Origin of the sequence: Xanthomonas sp. NCPPB 1325, assembly GCF_041477645.2 — a bacterium.
GTDB classification, from domain to species: Bacteria; Pseudomonadota; Gammaproteobacteria; order Xanthomonadales; family Xanthomonadaceae; genus Xanthomonas; species Xanthomonas cannabis.
In genome coordinates, this window is sequence record NZ_CM192985.1 from 170,909 (window position 1) to 195,331 (window position 24,423).

Here is a 24,423-nt window from a genome sequence, read left to right on the forward strand (position 1 = left end):
TGAATGGAGTAATGACAGCAGTGACCAATCGATGGGACCCCGGCGTGGTACGCGCGCTGGCCGAATCACGCCACGGCGACGCCTTTGCCGTGTTAGGCGCGCATCCGACCGACACCGGGCGCGTGTTGCGCACCTATCTGCCGGGCGCCAACCAGGTGAGCGCCGTGCTCGACGACGGCCAGACGATCGCCCTGGAGCCCGGCCCGGAGCCGGGCCTGTTTGCCGGCGACCTGCCGGCGCAGGGCAGTTACCGGCTGCGTATCGGCTGGCCCGGCGGCGAGCAGGAAACGGCCGATCCTTACGCATTCGGCCCGCAGCTCACCGACTTCGACCTGCACCTGATCAGCGAAGGCCACCATCTTCAGCTGGCCGACGCATTGGGCGCCAACGTGGTCGAGGTGGATGGCGTACGCGGCACGCGCTTTGCGGTGTGGGCGCCCAATGCCTCGCGCGTGGCGGTGGTGGGCGACTTCAATAGCTGGGATGCGCGCCGTCATCCGATGCGGCTGCGGCATCAGTCCGGCGTGTGGGAGCTGTTCGTGCCCGACGTTGGCCCCGGTGCGCACTACAAGTACCAGCTGCGTGGCCCACATGGGCACGAATTGCCGGCCAAGGCCGACCCGGTGGCGCGGCGCGCGGAACTGGCGCCCGGCACCGCATCGATCGTGGCCGACCCGGCGCCGTTCCAGTGGAGCGACGACGGCTGGATGGCCACGCGTGCGCGCCGCCAGGCGCATGACGCACCGATGAGCATCTACGAGATCCATGCCGGTTCCTGGCTGCGCGAAGAAGGCGTGGACCTGGACTGGGATGGCCTGGCCGACCGGCTGATTCCGTACGTGGCCGATATGGGCTTCACCCATGTCGAGTTGCTGCCGGTGAGCGAGCATCCGTTTGGCGGCTCGTGGGGCTATCAACCGCTGGGCCTGTTCGCACCCACCGCGCGTTTCGGTTCGCCGGACGGCTTTGCCCGCTTCGTCGACCGTTGCCACCGCGAAGGCATCGGCGTGCTGGTGGACTGGGTACCGGCGCACTTTCCCACCGACGCGCACGGCCTGGCGCATTTCGACGGCACCGCGCTGTACGAACACGCCGACCCGCGCGAAGGCTTCCACCGCGACTGGAATACCTTGATCTACAACCACGGCCGCCGCGAGGTCTCCGGGTTCTTGATCGCCAGCGCGCTGGAGTTCTTGCAGCGTTACCACGTGGACGGGCTGCGCGTGGATGCGGTGGCTTCGATGCTGTACCGCGATTACAGCCGCAATGCCGGCGAGTGGGTGCCCAACATCCATGGCGGGCGCGAGAACTACGAAACCATCGCCTTCCTGCGCCGGCTCAACGAAGTGGTGCGCGAGCACACCCCGGGCGCGGTGATGATTGCCGAAGAATCCACTGCATTCCCCGGTGTCACCGCCGATGTGGCGCACGGTGGCCTGGGTTTCCACTACAAGTGGAACATGGGCTGGATGCACGACACCTTGCATTACGCCGGCCTGGACCCGATCTATCGCCGCTACCACCATGGCGAGCTGACCTTCAGCATGGTGTATGCGTATTCGGAGCGCTTCGTGCTGCCGATCTCGCACGATGAAGTGGTGCACGGCAAGGGCTCGTTGCTGGGCCGTATGCCGGGCGACGAGTGGCAGCGCTTTGCCAACCTGCGTGCGTATCTGGGCTATATGTTCACGCACCCGGGGCGCAAGTTGCTGTTCATGGGCTGCGAGTTCGGCCAGCCCACCGAGTGGAACCACGACGCCAGCATTCCGTGGCACCTGCTCGACGACCCGCGCCACCGCGGGGTGCAGACCCTGGTGCGCGACCTCAACCGGTTGTACGCGGAATATCCCGCGTTGCATGCGCACGACGACGACCCGGCCGGGTTCGCCTGGGTGGTGGGCGACGATGCCGCCAACAGCGTGCTGGCGTTCCTGCGCAAGGGCAAGCGCGGCGATCCGCCGGTGCTGGTGGTGATCAACTTCACTCCGGTGGTGCAGCACGGCTACCGCATCGGCGTACCGCAGGGCGGCCAGTGGCGTGAGGTGTTCAACAGCGACGCCGGCATCTACGGCGGTGCGAACCTGGGCAATGGCGGCATCGTGACGGCAGAGCAGCAGTCCATGCATGGCCATGCGCAGTCGCTGCCGTTGCTGTTGCCGCCGCTTGGCGCCATCGTGCTGACGCCGCACGGCTGATGCGTCACGCACACCGCCAGACAGCTGGTCCGGCGGTGTGCCACCTGTTAGATTGCGCGCCGTAGAGTGGCTGACACCCTGCCGCGCATGCCCGCCGGGCCGCGCTGCAGGATTGCCGGCTTCTTCTTAGGCAGCCCAGGGAGGGCTGCCGGGCACAGCCGCCGCCATGCCTTCCGTCGATCCTCTTGCGGGAGTGGTGTGCGTGGACGTCTTGATCGCTGTAGTGGGTTTTCCGCCGGTTGCGGCCGTTCGCTGCGTCTTGGGCGTGCATGGCCGTGCGCAGGCAGACGTGTGGACGGTGGTGCCGCTGCACGCAACCGTGCAACCTCGCTGCGCGCGTCGTGCCCAGCGTGGTGCGCCGCCTTCGCTCACCTCAATGCAGGCTGGCGCATGAGCGCGCTGATGACCGCACTCTATCTGCCTGCCGCTGCCGCCTCGGCCCTGGCGTTTTATCTGGCAACCACGCATCAACGTCTGTTGCTGCAGCGACGCCCGTCGGCGCGCGGGTTGCGCGTCGGTGGCTGCGTGTTGCTGGCGTTGTCACTGGCCTGCGCCATCCATGCGCTGGGCGTGTGGGCCGGCATCTTCGCTGCCGTAACGGCGCTGATGCTGGCGGCAGTGGCGCTGCCGGTGCTGGATGTCGGGCGGCAAGTGCGCGCACAACGCAGGCAGGCACGCCATGTGGGCTAAATGGCTGAGCGCGGTGGTCTTGGGCTTGCCGCTTGCGGTGGGCGTGGTCGGCCTGTGCGCCTTGCTGCTGCCGGGGCCGCAACAGCGCTATACCCTGGTGTGGTTGCTGCTGATGTTTCCGGTCTGGATCGGCGCGATGGCGTTGCCGTTCGCGTTCCGGCGGGGATTGCATGCCTGGATCGTGCTCGGCGGGCTGACGCTGCTGTGCTACCTCGCACTCGCCGCGATCAAGGCACTGGGCTGGACGGAGCTGAGCGCATGAAAGCATCGACCTTGCGCGCATTCCTGTCCGTGCACAGCTGGATGGGGTTGCTGGCCGGCATGGCCTTGTTCATTGCCTTCTATGCCGGTGCCATCACCGTGTTCACGCATCAGCTCAGCGAGTGGCAGAGTGCACCAGCGGTCACCGAAACGGCGCCTGCCGATCCGGTGACTGCGGCGCAGTCCTTGCTGGACACGGTCATCGCCACGCACCCGCAGGTGGCCGATTCGTTCTTGCTGCTGTTGCCGGGCGAACACGGGCCGATTGCGCGGGTGTATTGGTATGGCGCGCAGGCCGATGCCAACGGCGGTATGCGCCAGTATCAGGCAGGGCCCGATGGCGGCTTGCTGGAGTTGCCGCAGCGCGTGGGCTTTGCGGATTTTCTCTACGACCTGCACTTCACCGCCGGCCTGCCGCGCGTGCTCGGCACCTATCTGTTCGGGGTAGTGAGCGTGTTGTACGGGCTGGCGCTGGTCAGCGGCGTGGTGTTGTACGCGCCGGTGTTTTTCAAGGACCTGTTCGCGCTGCGCGTGGGCGCCAACGTCAAGCGACTGTGGCAGGACGCGCACAATCTGGTGGGCATGCTGTCGCTGCCATTCCATGTGATCTTTGCCTGGTCCGGCGCGGTGCTGTGCCTGGGCGTGCTGCTGCTGGCGCCATTCCAGTTCCTGGTGTTCGACGGCAAGCTGATGCAGATCCTGGAGCCGGATTTCGAACTGGCACCGCATGTGGTGCCGGCCAAGCGTGCAGCGCCGTTGCTGCCGGTGGCGGTGCTGTTGCACAAGGCAATGGCAGCCAGCCCCGGCTTCGTGCCGGAAAGCCTGGCGTACCACGATGCCGGCGATGCCCATGCGCGGGTGGAGATCTACGGCCATCACGACCAGCGCCGGCTCAACACCTTGGGTGGCGTGGCACTGGATGCCAGCACCGGGCAGGTGTTGCGCGTGCTGGAACCGGCCACGATGTCGCCCGGCACCGCCGCGTTGCGCGGGTTGCAGGCGCTGCACTTCGGCAACTTCGGGCATGCCGCGGTGCAGTGGCTGTACTTCCTGCTCGGCCTCGGCGGCGTGTTCCTGTTCTACAGCGGCAACCTGTTGTGGATCGAAACCCGGCGCAAGCGCCGCGCCATTGCGCAGCCGCGTCGCACACATGCGATGGCACGGCTCACCGTCGGTGTCTGCCTGGGCAGTGTGGCCGGCATCTCGGCGCTGTTTATCGCTGCGCGGTACCTGCCGCAGGGCCAGGAGCGCTATGTCTATTACGCAGTGTTCGCCGCAACGCTGCTGTGGGCCCTGGCCCGCCCCACCGCACGCGGTGCATATGAGGTCTTGCTGGCCTGCGCCGCGTTGACGGCGCTGATTCCGCTGGCCAGCTGCATTGGCGCACACGGCGCGACCGCGCCGTGGCAGAGCGCGACCGTGCTCGGTATCGATCTGGTTGCGCTGCTGATGGCCTGGGCCTATTGGCGCATGGCGCTTGCGAGCAAACGCCGTGGCATGCAGGGCGATCCCAATAGCGTATGGGCATGGCCGGCGCGCGGGGTCGCTTAGGTGCGGCGAACAGATGACTGCGCGCATCGCCAGGCGGGCGCGGTCGCTGCCCGGTGCGGCATGTACCACGCGTACGCGATGGTTCCAAGCGTGGTGACGGCACCCATCTGACGACCGCCCGCTACGTTTTTTGGTCACGCTACGCCGCGGGTGATTGCGGTGCAGGCGTGGAGTAGTGAATGTCGCAGGTGACCGCTGGTGCAGGCGTGCAGCAGTGAACGTGTAGTACCTGCACGGCGTTGAGCTGCGGCGTGCGACCTCTGCATGCGCTGGCCTCACGTCCGGCGCACGTGCAGTGCGTAGCATGTGCCGCTTCTGTCTGCGCAAGAGGATGCCATGCCCGCCCGCACACGCATCGGCCTGATCTCCGACACCCATGGATTGTTGCGACCCGAAGCAGTGGCCGCGCTCGTGGGAAGCGATGCGATCATCCATGCCGGCGATGTCGGCAAGCCGGAGATTCTCGCCGCGTTGCAGGTGCTGGCGCCGCTGCATGTCATTGCCGGCAATATCGACAACAAGCCCTGGGCAGCGGGCTTGCCGCAGACGCTGGATGTGCTGATCGCTGGCGTACGCATCCATGTGCTGCACGACCTGAAAACGCTGGTGCCGAGCGTTGCAGCAGACGTGGTCATCAGCGGGCATTCGCACAAGCCGGCGATCCAGACACGCGATGACGTGTTGTACGTCAATCCAGGCAGCGCCGGGCCACGTCGCTTCAGTCTGCCGATCAGCGTGGCCACGTTGTGGCTGGGCGATGGCGCGCCACGCGCACAGGTGCATGAGCTGGCACTGGGCTGAGTTCGCTGACCTGGCATGCACACGCGCGGGGCCATCCTCGTGGGCCACGTTGTTGCAAGGAATCCCGATGAATACACGCCGCCAATTTCTTTCCGCTGCCGCTGCGGGCACTGCGGCATTGGCCGCTGCACCGCTGCTGGCACAGGCTTCTGCGCCTGGCAGTGTGATGCCGACGCGTGGCAAAACCGCTGCGAACGCGTTGCCGACCAATTCCGTCGTCAAGGGCGCACGCTACCGGCCGCGCAGTCGCCTGGGCTTTGGCGGCGTGGCGATCGGTAATGGCTTTGCGCCCACCAGCGACGCACAAAGCGAGCAGACGCTGGCCGCGGTGTGGGAGTCGGGGGTGCGTTATTTCGATACCTCGCCATGGTACGGGCTGGGCCTGTCGGAGCGGCGCACCGGCCATCATCTGCACAATCACGCGGCCGATGATTATGTGGTGTCGACCAAGGTCGGGCGCTTGCTCACCGCCACCGACAAACCGCCCAAGACGATGTGGGTGCAGCCCTCGCCATTCGACTATCGCTACGACTACAGCGCGGCAGGTGTGCGGCGTTCGATCGAAGACAGTCTGCAGCGTCTGGGCGTGTCGCAGATCGACATCGCCTATATCCACGACCTGTCGCCGGAGAACGAAAAAGACCTGGGCATGCCGTGGGAGCAGCGTTTTGCCGAAGCGGTGAAGGGCGCGATGCCGGAGCTGACCAGGATGCGCAAGGAGGGCCTGATCAAGGCCTGGGGGTTTGGCGTCAATCGCCCGGAGCCTGCGTTGCGCGCAATCGAAGAGGCCGACCCGGATATCTTCCTGCTGGCCTGCCAGTACTCGCTGCTCGATCATGCGCAGGCCTTGCATGACACCTTCCCGAAGATCGCCAAACACGGCGCCTCGGTGGTGGTGGGTGCGCCCTTGCTGGCCGGGTATCTGGCCGGCCGCGAGCGTTATCTGTACGACGGCACGGTGCCGGAATGGGCACCGGCCAAGCGGCAGAAAGCGCTGGCCGTTTGCGAGCGGCATGGTGTGGATCTGCGTACCGTGGCGTTGCAATTTGCCGCGGCGCCGCAGGTGGTGTCGTCGGTGATTCCTGGCGCGCGCACGGCCGAGCAGGCAATCGCCAATGCGGCATCGATGCGGGTGGCAATTCCGGCGGCGGTGTGGGAGGAGCTCAAGCGCGAAGGCGTGATCGAGGCGGATGCGCCGGTGCCTGTTGTGCGTTGAAGGACGACGCTAGGAGCGGCTCATCAAACATTGCGTAGCCGCTGGGCCGGCGCGGTCGGTGCTGTGCGATGCGTCCAACAAAACGCAGCCACGCTGCGTTTCCTTCTCCCACCGGGACATTGTCCTCCTTCATGGGGGAGAAGGTGCCCCGGAGGGGGCGGATGAGGGTACGGAACAAGCGACCATGTCCCCGATAAGCAGTTGATTGCACCAACCCCGCGCTGCACGTCTGGGAACGCCTTCAGCGCCGTTGCGCGCGGCAAACTCCCGAGCGTGCCAAGCGCAGTTGCCGTCAACGCATCACGGAATCAACAGCGGCCGCAAGGCCGGCACTTGTCTTGCCAACTCGTCTGCGACGATCGCCGCAAAGACATCTGCGCCCTCGGGGCCAAGATGCGTGTAGTCGAACGCAAGTTTGGCCTGGCCCATCGGTTCCGCACTGGCATTGTCCTGTGCCGTGGCAGGTGCGGTGGCCGTAGCCACGCTGGCGCCTTCAGGCACTTTCGACGATGGCGATGACGACGGCAGCGTCTGCGCCGGTGTCTTGCCGACGGTGGTGCCCGCTTGCGCAGCGATCACTTGCTGCGGGTCGGCCGGCCGCTGCGCAAGCCGCATCGCCAGCACCGGCCCCATGCCCTGCACCACCGCGCGGCTGCGCGCGTGCAGGTCGATTACCGGCACCTGCAACTCGCGCGCAACCGCACGTGTGGCCTGCGCCCATGGCGCCAGGTCGTCCAGCAGCTGGCCGCGCTCGAACTGCCGCCGCGTCAACGGCGTCACCAGCACCGGAACCGCGCCTGCGGCGCGCGCCTCGGCCACATAGCGGCGCAGGTTGGCCGGGAATTCTGTCGCCAGGTCGGTGGAGCGCCCCGGCTTGCCGGGCTGGTCGTTATGACCAAACTGGATCAGCACCACCACCTGCCGGTAGCCACCGCTGCGCAACTCCTTGAGCGCAATGTCCCACGACCCTTCCGCACGATAGTTGGAGGTACTGCGCCCGCCGCGCGCCAGATTGAGGCAGCTCAAAAACGAGGTCACATGCTGCGCGCAGAAACTCGGCCCCCAGCCACCCTGCACGGCGGTGGTGGAATCGCCCACCAGCACGATCTTGCTGGCGGCAAACGACGCTGTCGCGGCAGGGGCGTTGTTGTTTGAGGGATCGGTGGTGGATGCCGGGGACGCCAGCGGCGTGTCGGCCAACGCGGCAGCGGCGGCATCGGCCAACGGAAGGCAGGCAGCTGCCAGTGCAGCCAGCAGCAGCGATAAAGCAACAGACTCATGACGCATGCATCACCTCAAGATCGAATCAACACTGCTGCAGGGTCGAGTAAGCGCGGCTGCGCAGCGCAGCTAGGGCGCAGCCGCTGCGTGAACTGGCATGTATCAGGGGCTCCTTGTGTTTCCGCGCAGAACGCCTTCATACGAGTGGCGACCATTCGGCACGTCCGTTGTTGTTCCAAAACAGAAATGGTCAGAACGTACCGCGCTGGATGAAGGGGGCCTGCTGGTATAGCCGCCGTTCGCCGCTGCGCGGGTCGTTGGCCAGCCGGCTCGGCACGTCGAACAGCAGCGTCTCGCGCCGTTGCAGCGAATACTGCGTCCAGTGCGGGGCGCCGCGGTGGTTCGGGTCGCCATGCCGCGCGAACGCGATCAGCGCATCGCTCATCTGATCGGCCATGCGTTGCGCATCAATGCTGTTGCCGGTGCGCGAGCCGGGCTGGCGTATGGTGTCGAACACCAGCGGAATATCCAGCGTGTGGAAGGCGCCGAACTTGCCGCCCTCCAGCGGCGAGCCCCAATCCAGTTGGTAGGCCCAGGTGGGCGCGCCCTGACGCGCACGCGCTTCGGCTTCTTCGACCGCGCCACGCCACGAGCGGCCGGCAGTGGTGGCGGCAAAGAACACCTGCGAAGGCGAGTACTGCGGATACAGCCGCCGGTATTCGGCAATCACCACCTGCGGCAACAGGTCCACGTATTGCTGCGCTTCCAGCTTGGCCGGCAAGTCATCCCAGCTCAGCGCAAAGTTTTTTGCATCGTTGCCGAGAAAGCCGCGCGTCTCATCGCGGGTATTGCCGATCACCATCGGAATGCGCGCCGATTGCACTGGCGCCGTGGGCCAGAACGGATGCACCGGCACGTTGCGCGCATCCAGGACCGGGCCGAAATACAGCGCGCTGTTTTCCACCCGCGACGGGTCGCGCACCTGCGCGGCGGCCAGCAGGTCCGCCACCGGCACGCTGCGCAGCCGCGCCAGATCGCCTGGCGCAATCTTCAATGCGTCCAGCAGCAGCTGCGCGCGCTGGGTGGCCGCGCGCGGGCCGGCCACGGTGACCTGCTGCCCGCTCATGGTCCAGGCGCGATGGAACAGCCCACGTGCGGCCGGCATCGCCATCAGCGTGGCGATCTTGGCGCCGCCACCGGACTGGCCGAACACGGTGACATTGCCGGCATCGCCACCGAATTCGGCCGCATGCTGGCGCACCCAGTGCAGGGCCTGGATCAGGTCCAGCTGCCCGGCATTGCCCGAATCGGCGAAGCTCGCATCGCCCAGCTGCGCCAGCGACAGGTAGCCGAACAGGTTGAGCCGGTGATTGACCGTGACCACCACCACATCGCCGCGCGTGCACAGGCGCACGCCGTCGTAGAGCGGGTCGCTGCCGGAGCCGGTGGTGTAGCCGCCACCGTGGAGATAGACCAGCACCGGCCGCTTGCCGCCATCGCGCAGGCCGGGCGTCCACACGTTGAGGAACAGGCAGTCCTCGCTGGTGGGCTCGCTGGCCTTGGGTTGTGGGGCCGCAGCGCCGAAGCCGGTGGCATCGCGCACGCCTTGCCAGGGCGTTTCCGGCACGGGTGCCTGGAAGCGCCGCGCGCCGGTATCGCTGCCATACGCGATGCCCTTGAACACGCAGATGCCTGCATCGCGCAGGCCGCGGACGGCGCCGCCGCGCAGCCGTGCCACCGGGGCGCTGTCGTTGCGTGGCGGCGGCGCCACGGCACCGGCGAAACCCGGCAGCGCGACGGCGACACTGGCGAGCAATCCACTGCGCAACAGCGTGCGTCGGCGCACGTCGGGCATGGACGGCGCTGTCATCGCGCCGCGTCCTTTGCAGATGCATCTGCTGGTACCGAGCCCGGTGCCTGTGCCGCTGCAGCTGTCTGCGCCTTGGTCACATGCGCAATCCACGCCTGCGCCAGCTGCGGCCATGCGGCCAGCGTCAACCCGCTGGTGCGGCCGGTGCCGAAGCCGTGGCCGCCCTGCGGGAAGACATGCAGCTCGCTCGGCACGCCGGCGCGCAGCAGCGCGTCGTACATCAACAGGCTGTTGCGCACCGGCACCACGGTGTCGTCCTGCGCATGCAGCAAAAATGTCGGCGGGGTGCGCGCATCCGCGTGCAACTGCGGGGAATACGCGCTGACCTGCGCCGCGCTGGGCGCCTTGCCGAGCAGGCGTTCGCGCGAGCCCATGTGCGCGTTGGCGCTGTCCATGTCGATGACCGGGTAGACCAGCAGCTGGAAATCCGGCCGCGCGCTCAACGCATCGGCCGCATCCACCGGTGGATACACCTGCGCGGCGTAGCGCGTACCCAGGCTGGCCGCAACGTGGCCGCCGGCCGAAAAGCCCATCACTCCCACGCGCTGCGCGTCGATGCCGTAGCGCGTTGCATTGGCGCGGATCAGCCGCAGCGCGCGTTGCGCATCGGCCAGCGGCACGCCGGCACCGTTGGGGTGGCCTTCGCCCGGCAAGCGGTAGCGCAGCACGAACAAGGTGATGCCGGCCTGGTCGACGAAGCTGGGCACCAGCGCGCTGCCTTCGTTGTCCAGCACGATGCGTTGATAGCCGCCGCCGGGGGTGACCAGTAGGGCGGTGCCGTTGGGCCGCTTGGGCCGGTAGACCACCAAGTATGGGTCGCTGATGTTCTGGATGTAGCGGTCGGGCCGGGCGGCATCGCTGCTGCGGTCGACGATGCGCTGTGGCTGCGGCAACGCGGTGTCTCCCGGTGCCGGTGCGCGCGGCCACAGGCCGATGCGGCTGGCCTGTTCGGCTGCGGTGTCGGCGCTGGCCACCTCCGCCGACCACGCCGGGGTAGCAACCAGGGCGAGCGCGCCCAGGGCCACCGTCATTGTTCGGCGCAACGCGTGCAAAAGCCCGCTGCCCCTGCGTTTGCGACATGTCTGTTGCATCCACCCCTCCCAGGGCCAGTTCGTTATCGCGGTCACAATGCCGCACTGCACATTGCCAATGACACCGGTTTACCATATACAGCACACCGTGCCGCTGTCGATTGGCAGTGCAACAAAACACCTATCAGGGAGACACCCTTGAGCAACGACGCCGCCACCCCGCCAACGTCCACATCCGCGTTGTCCGACATCGCCCAACGCTTTGTGGAGGCTCGCCGTGCCGGGGCTTCACTGCCCGACTTTCCCGGGCAAATCCCGGACGATCTGGTCACTGCATACCAGGTGCAGGACATCGCCATCAGCCAGTGGCATGACCAGGTGGTGGGCTGGAAGGTGGGCTACATCGCCGCCGAGCGCCGCGATGCCTCCGGCGACGAACGGCTGCTGGGCCCGATCTTCTCTCAGAAGCTCTGGAATGCTACCGGTGGAACAACCGAGTTCCCGATCTATGTCGGCGGCTTCGGCGCGGTGGAAGCCGAGTACGTGCTGCGGCTGGAGGCCGATGCTCCCAGCGGCAAGACGCACTACACCGCCGACGAGGCCGCCGCATTGCCGGCGCGGCTGTTCATCGGCGTGGAAATCGCCAGCAGCCCGCTGGCCACCATCAATAAGCTGGGCCCGCGCGTGGTGATCTCCGACTTCGGCAACAACAACGGCCTGATCCTGGGGCCGGAAGTGACCGATTGGCTAGACCGCGAGGAGACTGCGCTGACTGCCGAAACCCTGATCGACGACCAGGTGGTCGGCACCGGCGGCGCCACCACGCTGCCCGGCGGGTTGCGTGCGGCCTACGCATTTGCGCTCAGCCGTTCGGCCCAGCGCGGGCGCCCGCTCAAGCGCGGTGATCTCATTGCCACTGGCAATGCCACCGGTATCCACGATATCGAAGTGGGACAGCATGCCCTGATTCGCTTCGCCGGCATCGGCGACATTTCCTGTACGGCTGTGTCCGCCAACTAGGTGCGGGCCCCCGTGACCAGACGCTTGGGAGGGCGCCAATGATCACACGCAGACATTTCCTCGGTGCCGGGCTCGGCGCCGCCGCCGCTGCCCCGTGGCTGGGCGCCGGCGCCACCACGCCGATTCCCGGCGGGCAGTTGCTCACCGCCACCGACGTGCACGTGGGCGACTACCCCACGGTGGAAGCGGTGCGCTGGTTCGGCAAGCAGCTCGAGGCACGCACCAACGGCCGGCTCAAGCTGCGCCAGTATCACTCCGGCCAGCTGGGCCGCGAGTCCGAGGCGATCGACATGGCGCGCTTCGGCGCCATCGACATCACCCGGGTGTATTCGGGCGCGTTGAACAACACCTTTCCGCTCACCCAGGCGCTGTGCCTGCCGTACGTATTCGACTCGGTGCCGCATCTGCGCCGCGCCATCGACGGCCATGTGGGCGACAGCGTGCTGCGCAGCTTCGAGCAGCGCGATCTGGTGGGTCTTGCCATCTACGATTCGGGCGCGCGTTGCTTCTACAACACCAAGCATCCGCTGCACCGCCCGGAAGATCTCAAGGGCCTGAAGTTGCGCGTGGCCTCGTCGGACATCTTCCTCAAGCTGATGCGCATGCTGGGCGCCAACCCCACGCCGATGTCGCTGGGCGAGACGTTTTCGGCGATGGAAACGCACATGATCGACGGTGCGGAAAACAACATGCGCAGTTTCCAGTCCAGCCGGCATTTCGAAGCCGCGCATTACTGGTCGCAGAGCGAGCATTCCTACGCGCCGGACATCCTGGTGATGTCGCGCGCCAGCTTCGAATCGCTGAGCCCGGCCGACCGCGGTCTGGTGGTGGAACTGGCGCGCGCCTCGGTGCCGGTGATGCGCAACTTGTGGGATGCGTCGGAAACGGTGGCGCGCAAGCAGGTGATCGATTACGGCGTGAAGCTCAACCAGGTCGACATGCCGGCGTTCCGCGCCGCTGCCGCGCCGCTGCTGGCCGAATATCGCAAGCAGCCGGAGATCGAAGCGCTGTACCGCCGCATCCGCGATTTCGCATAGAGGTGACCCGATGACCGAACCCGAGACTCTCGCCGTCCCGGTCGCGCCGTTGCAGCGCGCGCTGGACCGCGTTTCCGATATCGCCGTTGGCGTGGCGTCGCTGGCGCTGCTGGGCCTGGTGGTCGTGCAGGGCTGGCAGGTGTTTACCCGCTACGTGCTCAACGACTCGCCCAGCTGGACCGAGCCGGTGACCCTGCTGCTGCTGAGCACCGCACTGAGCCTGGGCGCTGCCGCCGGCGTGCACACCAATCGCCACTTTGGCTTTTATCTGCTGGGCGAACACGTGCCGCCGCTGGTACGCAGAATCTTCGAAGTGATTCGCCCGCTGATGATTCTCGCCATTGGTGCTGTGCTGGCGTGGTGGAGCGCGGCGCTGCTGGTCGATGGCCTGGACATCAAGATGGCCGGCGCGCAGATGCCGCAGAGCATCAACTACCTGCCGCTGTCGATCGGCGGTGCGCTGATGGTGCTGTTTGCCTTGTACAAGTTGTGGCGTGTGCTGCGCCCGGTCCATGTTGGAGGAGTGCGCTGATGGGCATCGCCATGTTGTTGGGAACCTTTGTGGTGCTGCTGCTGATCGGCGTGCCGGTGGCGTATGCACTGGGCGCGGCTGCACTGGCCACGCTGCTGTATCTGGACCTGCCCACGGTGGTGCTGGTGCAGCAGATTTCCGCCGGTAGCGGCTCGGCCTCGCTGATTGCGATTCCGCTGTTTATCTTCGCCGGCGAGCTGATGTTGCGCGGTGGCATTTCCGAACGCCTGATCGCGTTGGCGTCCTCGTTGGTGGGGCGCGTGCGTGGCGGCCTGGGCCAGGTCAGCGTGCTGTCGTCGCTGTTCTTCGGCGGCGTGTCCGGGTCTGCCATCGCCGACGTGTCGGCCGTTGGCGGCACCATGATTCCGCAGATGATCAAGCGCGGTTACGACCGCGATTACGCGGTGAACGTGAGCATGACCGCTGCGCTGGTGGCGTTGCTGGTGCCACCCTCGCACAACCTGATCCTGTTTTCGGCCGCGGCCGGCGGCGGCCTGTCGATTGCCGATCTGTTTGCGGCCGGCATCGTCCCCGCGTTGTTGATGACTGCAGCGATGATGGTTACCGGCTATGCGGTGGCGCGCCATCGCGGCTACGGCACCGAGCCGTTCCCGGGCTGGCGTGCGGTGGCATTGCGCCTGTTCGGTGCATTGCCGGGCCTGGGCCTGGTGGCGCTGATCTTCATCGGTATTCGCGCTGGCATCTTTACCGCGGTAGAGAGTGCGGCGATCGCGGTGGTGTACGCGCTGATCGTTACTGCGCTGCTGTATCGGCAGCTGCGCTGGGCCGAGTTCTTCGCCGCGGTCACGCATGCCGCGCGCACCACCGGCGTGATCCTGTTCGTGATCGCCACCGCGGCGGTGTTCGGTTGGTTGCTGGCCTATCTGCAGGTGCCTGCTGCCGCGGTGAAGTTCCTGCAGGCCATCGCCGACAGCAAGAACATGGTGCTGTTGATGATCGTGGTGATGCTGCTGTTGCTGGGCATGTTCATGGACCTGGCGCCGAAGATCCTGATCTGCACGCCGATCTTCCTGCCGGTGGTCAAGGCCTATGGCATCGACCCGATCCACTTCGGTCTGGTGATGGTGCTGGCCGGCGGTATCGGCCTGATCACCCCGCCGATCGGCTCGGTGCTGTTCATCGGCACCTCCATCGGCCAGATCACCATCGCGCAAAGCATGCGCACCATCTGGCCGTTCTGGCTGGCGGCGCTGTGCGTGCTGTTGATCGTGGCGTTTTTCCCCGAATTGTCGCTGTGGTTGCCACGCGCCTTGCGCGCATGAGGAGCTGAGCGACGGCGTGCCTGGCAGGCGCGGATCGCTACGGCAACATCGCCGTATCTCCCGTCTGCCAAGCACGCGCGATGCCTGGCGTGGGTTGGGCATCGCTGCTGGCGGGAGGGTTCCCGCCTCATCCGGTTAACCGGTGGCATTGCCTGCCGGCGACCGCATCGCCCCGCACCGCGGGGACCAGGAGAAAGCATGCGTGTACGTATCACCCCACCCCGGCTGCGTTGGCTGCTTGCCGCCGGACTGCTGCTGTGCGCCGGCCTGAGTGGCGCGGCGGACTGGAAGCGCGGCATTGAACACCAGCGCATCGCCGACCAGGGCAATGGCACCTTCCTTAACCCCGTGCTGGCCGGCGATCACCCCGATCCGTCGGTGCTCAAGGACGGGCAGGACTACTACCTCACGCTGTCTTCGTTCGATGCCTATCCAGGCCTGCCGATCTGGCACTCGCGCGATCTGGTCAACTGGCAGCCGCTGGGCCACGCCATCACCCAAAACGTTGGCGCGATCTGGGCGCCGGACCTGATCAAGCACGGCAAGCGCTACTACATCTATTTCCCGGCCCGGCGCGGCGACCAGGGCGAGCGCAGCAACTTCGTGGTGTGGGCCGATGACATCAAGGGCCCTTGGAGCAAGCCGATCGACATCGGCCTGGGCAAGTACATCGACCCCGGCCATGCGGTGGGCGAAGACGGCAAGCGCTATCTGTTCCTGAGCGGCGGCGATTACGTGCAGCTCTCCGACGACGGCCTGAACGTGGTCGGCACGCCCAAGCACGTCTACGACGGCTGGAAATACCCGGAAAGCTGGGACGTGGAAGGCTACGCGCAGGAAGGCCCCAAGATCACCCGCCACAACGGCTGGTACTACATGACCACCGCGGTGGGTGGCACCGCCGGCCCGCCGACCGGGCACATGGTGATCACTGCGCGCTCGCGCTCCATCCATGGGCCGTGGCAGAACGCGCCCAACAACCCGATCACCCGCACCAAAAGTGCCGACGAGCCGTGGTGGTCGCGTGGCCACGCCACCCTGGTGGAAGGCACCGACAAGCGCTGGTGGATGCTTTACCACGGCTACGAACACGGCTTCTGGACGCTGGGCCGGCAGGCGCTGCTGGACCCGATCGAATGGACCCCGGACGGTTGGTTCGTCGCCAAGGGCGGCGACCTGGGCACGCCGCTGAAAAAACCCAGCGGCCAGGCGCTGCAACACGGGCTGGCATTGTCGGACGACTTCCGTGCCAGCACGCTGGGTCCGCAGTGGGCGTTCTTCAACCCGGCCGCCGACGAGGCCAAGCGCCTGCAGGTGGGCGATGGCGTGTTGCGCCTGCAGGGCAAGGGCACCGCCCCGCGCAATGCCTCGCCGCTGACGGTGATCGCCACCGACCCGGCCTACCAGTTCGAGGTGCAGATGACCGTGGCACCGGGCGGGCAGGGCGGGGCACTGCTGTTCTACAGCGACAAGCTCTATGCCGGCGTAGGCAGTAATGGCGAACACTTCGTCATGCACCGCTACGGCGAAGAACGCCCCGGCACGCTGGCGCCCAGTGCTACCGGTGGCACTTTGTGGCTGCGGGTCACCAACAACCGCCACATCGTCACCATCCACAGCAGCACCGACGGCAAGGCGTGGACCAAGTACCCGGTGCAGATGGAGGTGTCCGGCTACCACCACAACGTGGCCGGCAAGTTCCTGGCCTTGAAGCCGGCGCTGTATGCCGCAGGCCCCGGCCAGGTGGAGTTCCGCAACTTCCGCTACCGCGCCCTGGACTGACCGTTCTGCATCGTCGGGCATGCCGCGGCACGGCCTGCCGCGACAGGCCCTGCATGGCGGGCCTGCGCTCTCGGCAGGCTGCGCTCAGGTCTGCCGGCCCTGTGGCCGGTAGAATCCAATCAACTTCAACGGTTGACCGCTATGCCCGCCCGCAAGATGCCTGAAGAGGGAATGCCCGGCCTGCCGAAGGGCAAGGTAGCCACGATCAACGACATCGCCCGCATGTCGGGCGTGTCCAAGAAGACCGTGTCGCGGATCATCAACAACTCGCCGCTGGTGCGGCAGGACACCCGCGAGAAGGTCGAGGCGCTGATGCGCGAGGTCGGCTACGCGCCGGACCCGCTGGCGCGCGGGCTGGCGTTCCGGCGCTCGTTCCTGATCGGCATGGTCTACGACAACCCCACCGCCCAGTACATCGTGGACATGCAGTACGGCGCGCTGGACGCGCTGCGCGGCTCCAGCTTCGAGCTGGTGGTGCACCCCTGCGACAGCCGCAGCCCCGGCTACATCGAGGGCGTGCGCCGTTTTGCGCAGGCGCAGAAGCTGCACGGGGTGATCCTGGTGCCACGCGCCTCCGAAGACCAGGCGCTGGCCGACATGCTGGCCGAGATCGGCTGCCGCTATACCCGCATCGCCTCGATCGCGCTGGACGCCACCTCGCAGACGGTGATCACCCACGACCGCGACGGTGCGGCCGAAGCGGCCGATTACCTGCTCTCGCTCGGCCACCGCGACATCGCCCTGGTCACCGGCCCCAGCGCCTACCGCTCCTCGATCGAGCGCACCTCGGGCTTTGCCGACGCACTGACCCGGCGCGGCATCGAACTGCCGCCCGAGCGCATCGTGGAAGCCGGCTACACCTTTGAATCCGGCGTGGCCGCGGCCGAAAAGCTGCTGCTGGGCAAGAAGCGCCCCACCGCCATCTTCACCGGTAACGATGAAATGGCCGCCGGTATCTACAAGGTGGCCCTGCGCGCCGGCATCAGCATCCCGCGCCAGCTCTCGGTGATCGGCTACGACGACAGCTCGCTGGCCTCGCGCCTGTGGCCACCGCTGACCTCGGTGCGCCGCCACACCCGCGACACCGGCCGCACTGCCGCCGCGATGCTGATCCAGCCGGACAACGCCCCGCAACTGCCCACCGCCAGCGTGCGCCCGCACCTGATCGTGCGCGACTCCTGCCAACCGCCGGAAGATTGAGCGCCTTGCGCCGCGACCCCTCGCGGTGCTGGCCTTCCGCTCCACTTTGCGGGACGGAGCCCGTCAAGGTGAGAACAGCAGCCTTGGTCGGCCCACGGCGGCCCCCATCCGCCCTTCGGGCACCTTCCCCCGCAGGCGGGGGAAGGCATCCGCCGATCACTGCGACAAAGCCCCCCTCCCAACGGGAGAAGGACTCAAAGCCCCTCTCCCGCCGGCGGGAGAGGGGTTGGGGTGAGGGCAAGGCGGCAGACAGCCATCCAAAAAAGCCAAGCCGCGAGCCTTGGTAGCAGGTCCACATACGCCTCTACCCGACCACCAGGCTGCGCACCCAACACCATCCGCAGCCTCGCACCCTCATCCGGCGCTACGCGCCCCCTCCTCCCGACAGGAGAAGGGGTTAAAAGCCCCTCTCCCGCCGGCGGGAGAGGGGTTGGGGTGAGGGCAAGGCGGCAGACAGCCATCCAAAAAAGCCAAGCCGTAAGCGTTGGTGGGAGGTCTACATAAGCCTCTACCCGACCATCAGGCTACGCCCCCAAACACCACGCGCAGACTCGTACCCTCATCCGGCGCTAAGCGCCACCTTCTCCCGACGGGAGAAGGGGTTCCCATTCCGCCACAGCTCCATCTTGCACTGCGCAATGACACCGGTTAACCAGAGCCGGTAGACTACCCCGGTGCAAGCCCTCTTTCCCCCCGCTTGCCCCGGAGATCGCGCATGTCCCTGTACTGCAAGACCCACTACGCCACCCACCCGGACGCCATCAAGGGCGCCAGCAACGACGACCTGCGCGAGCTGTATCTGCTCGACGGCCTGTTCGTCGACGGTGCGGTGACCCTCAAATACACCCACTACGAGCGCTTCGTGCTCGGTGGCGCCGCACCCTTGGGCACCGCAGTGGAGCTGCCCAAGCAGACCGAGCCGGCATCGGCCGCCGGTCACGCGTTCCTGGAGCGGCGCGAGCTGGGCGTGATCAACGTTGGCGCGGGCGCCGGCACCGTGACCGTGGATGGCACCGCCTACACGCTGGGGCCGAAGGACGGCCTGTACGTGGCGATGGGCAGTACCGATGTCAGCTTCGCCTCGGACGATGCCGCCAACCCGGCCAAGTTCTACCTGGCCTCGACACCGGCGCATGCGCGCTTCGAGACCAAGCAGCTGTCGATCAAGGATGCGGTGGCGCTGGACCGCGGCGCGCTGGAAACCAGCAACGAGCGCACCATCTACCAGTACATCGTGCCGGCCACCTGCCAGTCCTCGCAGCTGCTGCTGGGGCTGACCGTGCTCAAGCCGGGCAGCGTCTGGAACACCATGCCGCCGCATCTGCACGACCGCCGCAGCGAGGTGTATTTCTACTTCGACCTCGGCGCCAACGACCGCGTCTACCACTTCATGGGCGAGCCCGACGCGCAGCGCCACATCGTGATCCAGAACAACGAAGCGGTGGTGTCGCCGCCGTGGTCCATCCACATGGGCGCCGGCACCAGCAATTACGCCTTCATCTGGGCGATGGGCGGCGAAAACCTGGATTACACCGACATGCACGTGCTGGACATCTGCCAGCTCAAATAAGCCCGCGTTTCAACAAGGCCGGCACCACAGCGTCGCCTCGGTCGCGCTAGGCGCCGGCACTGCACCCGTTCGAACAATGCAATCGGTCGCGCATCGCGCGGTTCACTCATCACATCACGGCACATCCAGCAGGAGCGACAAGGTAATGAGCAATCCGTTCAGTCTCGAAGGCAAGGTCGCACTGGTCACCGGTGCCAATACGGGCTTGGGCCAGGGCATCGCGCTGGCACTGGCGCAGGCCGGCGCCGACATCGCTGCCGCCGGCATCCAGGCGCCCACCGAGACCGAACAGAAGGTCAAGGCGCTGGGCCGTCGCTTCCTCGCCATCGAAGCCAACCTGATCAGCATCGAACCGGTGCAGCGCATCGTCGACGAGACCATCGCCGGGCTGGGCGGGCTGGACATCCTGGTCAACAACGCCGGCCTGATCCGTCGCACCGACGCGGTCGATTTCAGCGAGCAGGATTGGGACGACGTGCTCAACGTCAACCTGAAGTCGGCGTTCTTCATGGCGCAGGCCGCCGGCCGCCATTTCATCGCCCAGGGCCGCGGCAAGATCATCAACATCGCCTCGATGCTGTCGTTCCAGGGCGGCATCCGGGTGCCGTCCTACACCGCCAGCAAGTCCGGCATTGCCGGCATCACCCGCCTGCTCGCCAACGAATGGGCCAGCAAGGGCGTGACCACCAATGCCATCGCTCCGGGCTACATGGCCACCGACAACACCGCGCAGCTGCGTGCGGACCAGGATCGCAACAAGGCCATCCTCGATCGCATCCCCGCCGCGCGCTGGGGCGAGCCGTCCGACCTTGGCGGCACCGCGGTGTTCCTGGCCAGCAGCGCCTCGGATTACGTCAACGGCGCCATCATCCCGGTCGACGGCGGCTGGCTGGCACGCTGATCCAGATCGCACGGCGATGGCGCACCGTCCAGCGCGCGCCGCCGCCGCCCCTGGTGCTGCCGCGATGTGGTGTCCTTCTCCCGCCTGCGGGAGAAGGTGCCCGAAGGGCGGATGAGGGCAGCCCTCGCCCGCCAACGCCCCGGACGGGCAGCGCAACCGAAAACGCCTCGCGGCGGCACCATCGCCTTCATCTTTTTCCGAACCACTCTTCCCCAACCAATCGGAGCATTCCCATGAAAATCGCACTCATGAATGAGTTTAGCCAGGCCGCCAAGAACCCGGTGATCCTGCAGCAGCTCAACGATGTCGCCAGCGAGCAGGGCCACAGCGTGTTCAACGTCGGCATGGACGGCGACAACGACCACCGCCTGACCTACATCCACCTGGGCATCGTCGCCAGCCTGCTGCTGAACTCCAAGGCCGTGGACTTCGTGGTCGCCGGCTGCGGCACCGGCCAGGGCGCCATGATGTCGCTGAACGCGCACCCGGGCGTGTTCTGCGGCTACTGCATCGAGCCGACCGACGCCTACCTGTTCGCCCAGGTCAACAACGGCAACGCGCTGTCGCTGGCATTCGCCAAGGGTTACGGCTGGGGCGCGGAAATCAACGTGCGCTACATCTTCGAAAAGGCCTTCAGCGGCGAGCGCGGCCTGGGCTACCCGGCCGAACGTCGCGAATCGCAGGCCGCCAACGCCGGCATCCTGACCCAGGTCAAGCAGGCCACCGCCAAGTCCTACCTCGACGGCCTGCGCGCCATCGACCCGGAGCTGATCAAGCAGGCCATCGGCGGCGAGCGTTTCCAGCAGTGCTTCTTCGACAACGCCCAGGATGCGGAAATCCGCAACTTCGTCGCCGGTGTACTGGGCAAGCCCGAAGCTGCAGCTGCCGCCGCGTAACTAGCAAACGCGCGTGAGCCCATCTCCCGCCGGGGCGAGAAGGTACCGCTTGCGCGCCATTGGCGCGCGTATCTTGGAGCGCCCGCGCTGCTAGCGCGGGCAGGGGCGCGGAGCGGGGGTTGGGGTGAGGGTACGACGGAAGACAGCAACCCCAAACGGGGAAGGCTTGGACGACGGCAGCACCGTCCAATAGTTCCAATGCAGTTGCACCCTCATCCGCCCTCCGGGCACCTTCTCCCAAAGGGAGAAGGAACAGCGCTGTGCACTTACCACCTCCCCGGAGCCCATCATGCGTCTGCTGCTGTTCGCATCGCTGCTGCTCTTTGCAAGCATTGCCCACACCGCACCCCACCACATCTTCATCGCCGGCGACTCCACCGCCGCCGATTACGGCCCGGAGCGCGCGCCGCAAGCCGGCTGGGGCCAACTGCTGCAGGAGTGGTTCGACCCGGCGCAGTGGCAGGTGCACAACCACGCCAAGGGTGGCCGCAGCACGCGCAGTTTCATCGCCGAAGGCCGCCTCGATGCCATCGCAAAAGAATTGCAACGCGGCGACATCCTGCTGATCCAGTTCGGCCACAACGACGCCAAGCGCGAAGATCCCACGCGCTACACCGATCCCACCACCGACTACGTGCAGTTCCTGCGCCGCTACATCGCCACCGCACGTGACACCGGCGCCACCCCGATCCTGATTACCCCGGCCGCACGTCTGCTCTACGACTTCGGCGCGCTGCTCGACACGCACGGCCGCTACACCCTGGCGATGCAGCAACTGGCCGCCGAAGAACGCGTGGCCCTGATCGATCTCAACGCCAGTTCCAGCGACTGGATCCGCGCACTCGGCGAACAAGCCGCCAAACCGTATTTCCTGTTCGTGCCCGAACAACACAAGGCAGACGGCACCCACTTCAGCCGCGCCGGTGCCACCGCCATCGCCTGCCTGGTCGTGCACGGCTGGGTGCAACTGCAGCCCGAGCTCAAGACGCAACTACGCCGCGATGCCGACTGCGGCGCAGCACCCGACACCGCCGCCCAACGCACCGCACAGGCGCATCCCTCGCTGGTGCTGCACGAACGCGATCTCGCCCGCGAACAACCCGGCCCCCACGGCGGCGCCGGCCCCACCACGGCCTACCCATTCTTCGCAGACGCGCCGGAGCTGAAGTTCGTGCTGCGCAAGCGCGTGCTGCACAAAGGCGCCGGCATCGGCCTGCACCTGCACGACAAGGACGAGATCTATTACATCGTCAGCGGCCGCGGCCTGTACGCGCTGGATGGCAGGCAGTACGACGTCAGCGCCGGCGACGCGCTACTGACGCGGCCTGGCAGCACGCATGCCTTGCAGCAGATCGGTGAGGAACCGCTGGTGCTGCTGTTGGCCTACACGCAGATACCGAAAAACTAGCGCAAATTCGCATCAGATGTCTCTGATGGACGGGTGCTGTACCACTCGCTCAGCTGTGTAGTGAGAACGTAATGTAACGGCGCAGAACATCGCTGTCGGTAAGAGATTCATTCTGTGCCGAATCACCCACGCAATCACGTATTCCCGACGTTGAGCGGCTAAAAAACATGGCGAGCAGTCGTCGTCAGATGCCTGCCGACGGCGCGCTCGGAACGCTGTGTACGACTGCACCATGCTGATTCCCGAGCACCGGCCGCGCCGGCCTGGCGATGAGTGCAGGCGTTCGTCAGCTGCTCTCAGCACGGCATTCGTGCATCCAGGCACGCCAAACCCATTCGGCCTATCGCGCGGGATCGATCACCGCCTCCATTGCGGCGATCTCGGAACGGCTGGCATTGCAGCGCAGCGCTTCCTGTTGCCAGCGGGCTACGGCAGCGCGTACGTCCTCGATGATGGTCAGCGCCTGTGGTTTGCTGAGCCGATAGTAGGCATGGGTGCCCATCAACAACGCAATCCGTGGCGTAGGGTCATCCAGACCAATGGCCAAGACATGCGCATCCTTGTCCTGATTGGGATTGACGTCGAACGCAGGCGCCAGTCGCCAGCCAGCTGGCTCACGCAAGAACCCATGATTGCGCAGGTGGTCATCGCGGTTGCCGATAAGCACATTGAAGGCGACGCGTCGGAACAGCTGATGGAGATCGTCCTGGATGGCATGCGCCGCGCCAAACATCTCGATGGCGTGCGCGATATCGACATAAGACGATTCTTCGCTGTGGTCCACATCCAGTAGCGTCAATGCCGACGCATAAGTACGGCGGCCCTGCGGTGTGCGATCGAAGCGCTGCACTGCGTAGGTGGTGCCGTGCTTGGAAAGTTCCAGCGGTCTGGCCGTCGACATGCTGATGCCCGCCAACAACGCCAGCCGATAGGTGATGTATTCCCAGCGGCCGACGTTGTAGTCATCCTCGGCAGAAGGGAACTTCGCCAGCCACAGCGTGTCATCCGCCTCACGCACACTGGCTTTGGGACGCGCGCCGCCCAATGAGGCACCGGGTGCGATCAGTTGCTTGATCCACGCCAGGTCCGTGTCGTTGTCGCCAATTTCATCGTGCTCGAGCCGGCGAGCGATTGCCTCCAGCTCGCGTAATTGCGTAAGCGGTGGTGCGCTCAGTGCATGATCATCGAGAAACCTGCCGCTGACGCTGTCTTTCAATCGCAGGGCGCCCATGCGCGAGACGTCGTTGACGCCGATCAGATAGTCCCAGGGCCGCAAGGCACGCACCTTGCGCCCTTGTTCGCGGGCCTGGATCACCTCTTTGCGCTTCATCAGCAGTTTGCCCCACCGGTCGGGCGAACAATCGAGAAACGCAGCGCTCAACTCCGATGCACCCGCGCGTGCAATCAGCACGCCTGCGTGGAGCGGCAGTTGCGGATCGAGCGCGAAGGCGCGGACAGGTGCCTCGTTGGCCAGCCATCCCGCGGCGTACTCAAAATGAAGCGTGTCGCCGCGTCGGCTGTTCTGCCGGGTCAGATATCCCGCCAGTGCATTCCCGCCCAGTGAGGGATCCTCCACCCACACTTCCACCTTGCCGATTTCCTGCGGAGTGCTGGACGCGTTCATGGCGGTGTCCTGCCAGCGGGGCCTGGCCGACGTAAACGGCTGTCCTGCAGCGCTCTTCCCAGTGGATCGGTCTTTGCCAACAGATCAATGTCCTTGTCCAGACCGAGGACGGTGAGCACGCGCAGGACGGCCGCCAGGCTGATCGATGGATCGCCGTTTTCGAGCTTTGCCAGGGTGGGTACGCTGATGCCGACACGCATTGCCAGCTCGCGCTGGGTCATCTCGCGGCGCAGTCGCGCCGTGCGCAGGCGCTCTCCCAGTGCTTCGATCTGGCGAAGTGCGCGGGGCATTGTGGGCGGGATATATTTCGGCATGCCAAATTAAATTACTCTTC

The 24,423-nt window shown here is 66.3% G+C and carries 21 protein-coding genes; 16 read left to right on the plus strand and 5 right to left on the minus strand.

From position 1 onward, the window contains the following. The first annotated feature begins 11 nt into the window (after window positions 1-11). The 6 genes from glgB to ACCQ10_RS00740 all read left to right on the plus strand — a co-directional run bounded on the left by glgB (window position 12) and on the right by ACCQ10_RS00740 (window position 6,714). Window positions 12-2,195, plus strand: a complete 2,184-nt coding sequence (gene glgB / locus ACCQ10_RS00715) for a 1,4-alpha-glucan branching protein GlgB (protein WP_372361873.1) — start codon at window positions 12-14, stop codon at window positions 2,193-2,195. A gap of 390 nt (window positions 2,196-2,585) precedes the next feature. Next, window positions 2,586-2,885, plus strand: coding sequence for a hypothetical protein (locus tag ACCQ10_RS00720; RefSeq protein ID WP_372361874.1), 300 nt, complete (start codon window positions 2,586-2,588; stop codon window positions 2,883-2,885). Further along, window positions 2,875-3,147, plus strand: a complete 273-nt coding sequence (locus tag ACCQ10_RS00725; RefSeq protein ID WP_372361875.1) for a hypothetical protein — start codon at window positions 2,875-2,877, stop codon at window positions 3,145-3,147. Before ACCQ10_RS00720 ends, ACCQ10_RS00725 begins: the two co-directional genes overlap by 11 nt. After that, the gene (locus tag ACCQ10_RS00730; protein ID WP_372361876.1) at window positions 3,144-4,697 is read left to right on the plus strand and encodes a PepSY-associated TM helix domain-containing protein; all 1,554 of its coding nucleotides are present in this window, start codon (window positions 3,144-3,146) and stop codon (window positions 4,695-4,697) included. Before ACCQ10_RS00725 ends, ACCQ10_RS00730 begins: the two co-directional genes overlap by 4 nt. Before the next feature lie 336 nt (window positions 4,698-5,033). Next, complete coding sequence (locus ACCQ10_RS00735; RefSeq protein WP_372361877.1) at window positions 5,034-5,498, plus strand: metallophosphoesterase family protein; 465 nt, start codon at window positions 5,034-5,036, stop codon at window positions 5,496-5,498. Between the two features lie 67 nt (window positions 5,499-5,565). Beyond that, window positions 5,566-6,714 carry an aldo/keto reductase gene (locus tag ACCQ10_RS00740; protein ID WP_372361878.1) on the plus strand — a complete coding sequence of 383 codons (1,149 nt, stop codon included), beginning with the start codon at window positions 5,566-5,568 and terminating at the stop codon, window positions 6,712-6,714. A gap of 300 nt (window positions 6,715-7,014) precedes the next feature. Here the strand turns inward: ACCQ10_RS00740 and ACCQ10_RS00745 are convergent, their stop codons facing one another. The 3 genes from ACCQ10_RS00745 to ACCQ10_RS00755 form a co-directional block, all read right to left on the minus strand. Next, on the minus strand, window positions 7,015-8,001 hold the full coding sequence (locus ACCQ10_RS00745) for a rhamnogalacturonan acetylesterase (protein ID WP_372361879.1): 987 nt from the start codon (window positions 7,999-8,001) through the stop codon (window positions 7,015-7,017). Between the two features lie 184 nt (window positions 8,002-8,185). Further along, window positions 8,186-9,805 carry a carboxylesterase/lipase family protein gene (locus ACCQ10_RS00750; protein ID WP_372361880.1) on the minus strand — a complete coding sequence of 540 codons (1,620 nt, stop codon included), beginning with the start codon at window positions 9,803-9,805 and terminating at the stop codon, window positions 8,186-8,188. Next, window positions 9,802-10,896, minus strand: a complete 1,095-nt coding sequence (locus ACCQ10_RS00755) for an alpha/beta hydrolase (RefSeq protein WP_372361881.1) — start codon at window positions 10,894-10,896, stop codon at window positions 9,802-9,804. The genes ACCQ10_RS00750 and ACCQ10_RS00755 overlap by 4 nt, the downstream gene beginning before the upstream one ends. Window positions 10,897-11,034: 138 nt before the next feature. On the opposite strand from ACCQ10_RS00755, the gene ACCQ10_RS00760 reads away from it, so the two are divergent. The 10 genes from ACCQ10_RS00760 to ACCQ10_RS00805 all read left to right on the plus strand — a co-directional run bounded on the left by ACCQ10_RS00760 (window position 11,035) and on the right by ACCQ10_RS00805 (window position 22,465). Beyond that, the gene (locus tag ACCQ10_RS00760) at window positions 11,035-11,856 is read left to right on the plus strand and encodes a 2-keto-4-pentenoate hydratase (protein WP_039407037.1); all 822 of its coding nucleotides are present in this window, start codon (window positions 11,035-11,037) and stop codon (window positions 11,854-11,856) included. A 38-nt stretch (window positions 11,857-11,894) separates the two neighbouring features. After that, window positions 11,895-12,893 (plus strand): TRAP transporter substrate-binding protein, encoded by a 999-nt coding sequence (locus ACCQ10_RS00765; RefSeq protein ID WP_039407039.1) that lies wholly within the window; start codon window positions 11,895-11,897, stop codon window positions 12,891-12,893. A 10-nt stretch (window positions 12,894-12,903) separates the two neighbouring features. Beyond that, window positions 12,904-13,425 carry a TRAP transporter small permease gene (locus tag ACCQ10_RS00770; protein ID WP_372361882.1) on the plus strand — a complete coding sequence of 174 codons (522 nt, stop codon included), beginning with the start codon at window positions 12,904-12,906 and terminating at the stop codon, window positions 13,423-13,425. Beyond that, window positions 13,425-14,708: a TRAP transporter large permease gene (locus ACCQ10_RS00775; protein WP_104580262.1), complete on the plus strand. Its 1,284-nt coding sequence runs from the start codon at window positions 13,425-13,427 to the stop codon at window positions 14,706-14,708. The genes ACCQ10_RS00770 and ACCQ10_RS00775 overlap by 1 nt, the downstream gene beginning before the upstream one ends. Before the next feature lie 198 nt (window positions 14,709-14,906). Continuing rightward, entirely contained in the window at window positions 14,907-16,490 is a 1,584-nt protein-coding gene (locus ACCQ10_RS00780) for a family 43 glycosylhydrolase (RefSeq protein WP_372361883.1), read from the plus strand. Between the two features lie 141 nt (window positions 16,491-16,631). Further along, the gene (locus tag ACCQ10_RS00785; protein WP_029218312.1) at window positions 16,632-17,690 is read left to right on the plus strand and encodes a LacI family DNA-binding transcriptional regulator; all 1,059 of its coding nucleotides are present in this window, start codon (window positions 16,632-16,634) and stop codon (window positions 17,688-17,690) included. A gap of 715 nt (window positions 17,691-18,405) precedes the next feature. Beyond that, a complete protein-coding gene (kduI, locus tag ACCQ10_RS00790) occupies window positions 18,406-19,260 on the plus strand; it encodes a 5-dehydro-4-deoxy-D-glucuronate isomerase (protein WP_047695036.1) in 855 nt (284 codons plus the stop codon). Between the two features lie 145 nt (window positions 19,261-19,405). Then, window positions 19,406-20,161, plus strand: a complete 756-nt coding sequence (kduD, locus tag ACCQ10_RS00795; RefSeq protein WP_039407056.1) for a 2-dehydro-3-deoxy-D-gluconate 5-dehydrogenase KduD — start codon at window positions 19,406-19,408, stop codon at window positions 20,159-20,161. A 233-nt stretch (window positions 20,162-20,394) separates the two neighbouring features. Then, complete coding sequence (locus ACCQ10_RS00800; protein WP_039566719.1) at window positions 20,395-21,057, plus strand: RpiB/LacA/LacB family sugar-phosphate isomerase; 663 nt, start codon at window positions 20,395-20,397, stop codon at window positions 21,055-21,057. A 289-nt stretch (window positions 21,058-21,346) separates the two neighbouring features. After that, the gene (locus ACCQ10_RS00805; protein WP_372361884.1) at window positions 21,347-22,465 is read left to right on the plus strand and encodes a GDSL-type esterase/lipase family protein; all 1,119 of its coding nucleotides are present in this window, start codon (window positions 21,347-21,349) and stop codon (window positions 22,463-22,465) included. Window positions 22,466-22,805: 340 nt separating this feature from the next. Here the strand turns inward: ACCQ10_RS00805 and ACCQ10_RS00810 are convergent, their stop codons facing one another. Then, window positions 22,806-24,089, minus strand: a complete 1,284-nt coding sequence (locus ACCQ10_RS00810; RefSeq protein ID WP_372361885.1) for a type II toxin-antitoxin system HipA family toxin — start codon at window positions 24,087-24,089, stop codon at window positions 22,806-22,808. After that, window positions 24,086-24,403 (minus strand): helix-turn-helix domain-containing protein, encoded by a 318-nt coding sequence (locus ACCQ10_RS00815; RefSeq protein ID WP_047695032.1) that lies wholly within the window; start codon window positions 24,401-24,403, stop codon window positions 24,086-24,088. The genes ACCQ10_RS00810 and ACCQ10_RS00815 overlap by 4 nt, the downstream gene beginning before the upstream one ends. Between the last annotated feature and the right edge of the window lie 20 nt (window positions 24,404-24,423).

What these genes read in the sequence shown, in the direction of transcription:
- ACCQ10_RS00770 (WP_372361882.1), top strand. Translation starts at nt 12,904, where the DNA reads ATGACCGAACCCGAGACTCTCGCCGTCCCGGTCGCGCCGTTGCAGCGC.
- ACCQ10_RS00725 (WP_372361875.1), top strand. Translation starts at nt 2,875, where the DNA reads ATGTGGGCTAAATGGCTGAGCGCGGTGGTCTTGGGCTTGCCGCTTGCG.
- ACCQ10_RS00730 (WP_372361876.1), top strand. Translation starts at nt 3,144, where the DNA reads ATGAAAGCATCGACCTTGCGCGCATTCCTGTCCGTGCACAGCTGGATG.
- kduI (WP_047695036.1), top strand. Translation starts at nt 18,406, where the DNA reads ATGTCCCTGTACTGCAAGACCCACTACGCCACCCACCCGGACGCCATC.
- ACCQ10_RS00775 (WP_104580262.1), top strand. Translation starts at nt 13,425, where the DNA reads ATGGGCATCGCCATGTTGTTGGGAACCTTTGTGGTGCTGCTGCTGATC.
- ACCQ10_RS00765 (WP_039407039.1), top strand. Translation starts at nt 11,895, where the DNA reads ATGATCACACGCAGACATTTCCTCGGTGCCGGGCTCGGCGCCGCCGCC.
- ACCQ10_RS00740 (WP_372361878.1), top strand. Translation starts at nt 5,566, where the DNA reads ATGAATACACGCCGCCAATTTCTTTCCGCTGCCGCTGCGGGCACTGCG.
- ACCQ10_RS00755 (WP_372361881.1), bottom strand. Translation starts at nt 10,896, where the DNA reads ATGCAACAGACATGTCGCAAACGCAGGGGCAGCGGGCTTTTGCACGCG.
- ACCQ10_RS00810 (WP_372361885.1), bottom strand. Translation starts at nt 24,089, where the DNA reads ATGAACGCGTCCAGCACTCCGCAGGAAATCGGCAAGGTGGAAGTGTGG.
- kduD (WP_039407056.1), top strand. Translation starts at nt 19,406, where the DNA reads ATGAGCAATCCGTTCAGTCTCGAAGGCAAGGTCGCACTGGTCACCGGT.
- ACCQ10_RS00720 (WP_372361874.1), top strand. Translation starts at nt 2,586, where the DNA reads ATGAGCGCGCTGATGACCGCACTCTATCTGCCTGCCGCTGCCGCCTCG.
- ACCQ10_RS00780 (WP_372361883.1), top strand. Translation starts at nt 14,907, where the DNA reads ATGCGTGTACGTATCACCCCACCCCGGCTGCGTTGGCTGCTTGCCGCC.
- ACCQ10_RS00750 (WP_372361880.1), bottom strand. Translation starts at nt 9,805, where the DNA reads ATGACAGCGCCGTCCATGCCCGACGTGCGCCGACGCACGCTGTTGCGC.
- ACCQ10_RS00800 (WP_039566719.1), top strand. Translation starts at nt 20,395, where the DNA reads ATGAAAATCGCACTCATGAATGAGTTTAGCCAGGCCGCCAAGAACCCG.
- ACCQ10_RS00785 (WP_029218312.1), top strand. Translation starts at nt 16,632, where the DNA reads ATGCCCGCCCGCAAGATGCCTGAAGAGGGAATGCCCGGCCTGCCGAAG.
- ACCQ10_RS00805 (WP_372361884.1), top strand. Translation starts at nt 21,347, where the DNA reads ATGCGTCTGCTGCTGTTCGCATCGCTGCTGCTCTTTGCAAGCATTGCC.
- ACCQ10_RS00815 (WP_047695032.1), bottom strand. Translation starts at nt 24,403, where the DNA reads ATGCCGAAATATATCCCGCCCACAATGCCCCGCGCACTTCGCCAGATC.
- glgB (WP_372361873.1), top strand. Translation starts at nt 12, where the DNA reads ATGACAGCAGTGACCAATCGATGGGACCCCGGCGTGGTACGCGCGCTG.
- ACCQ10_RS00735 (WP_372361877.1), top strand. Translation starts at nt 5,034, where the DNA reads ATGCCCGCCCGCACACGCATCGGCCTGATCTCCGACACCCATGGATTG.
- ACCQ10_RS00745 (WP_372361879.1), bottom strand. Translation starts at nt 8,001, where the DNA reads ATGCGTCATGAGTCTGTTGCTTTATCGCTGCTGCTGGCTGCACTGGCA.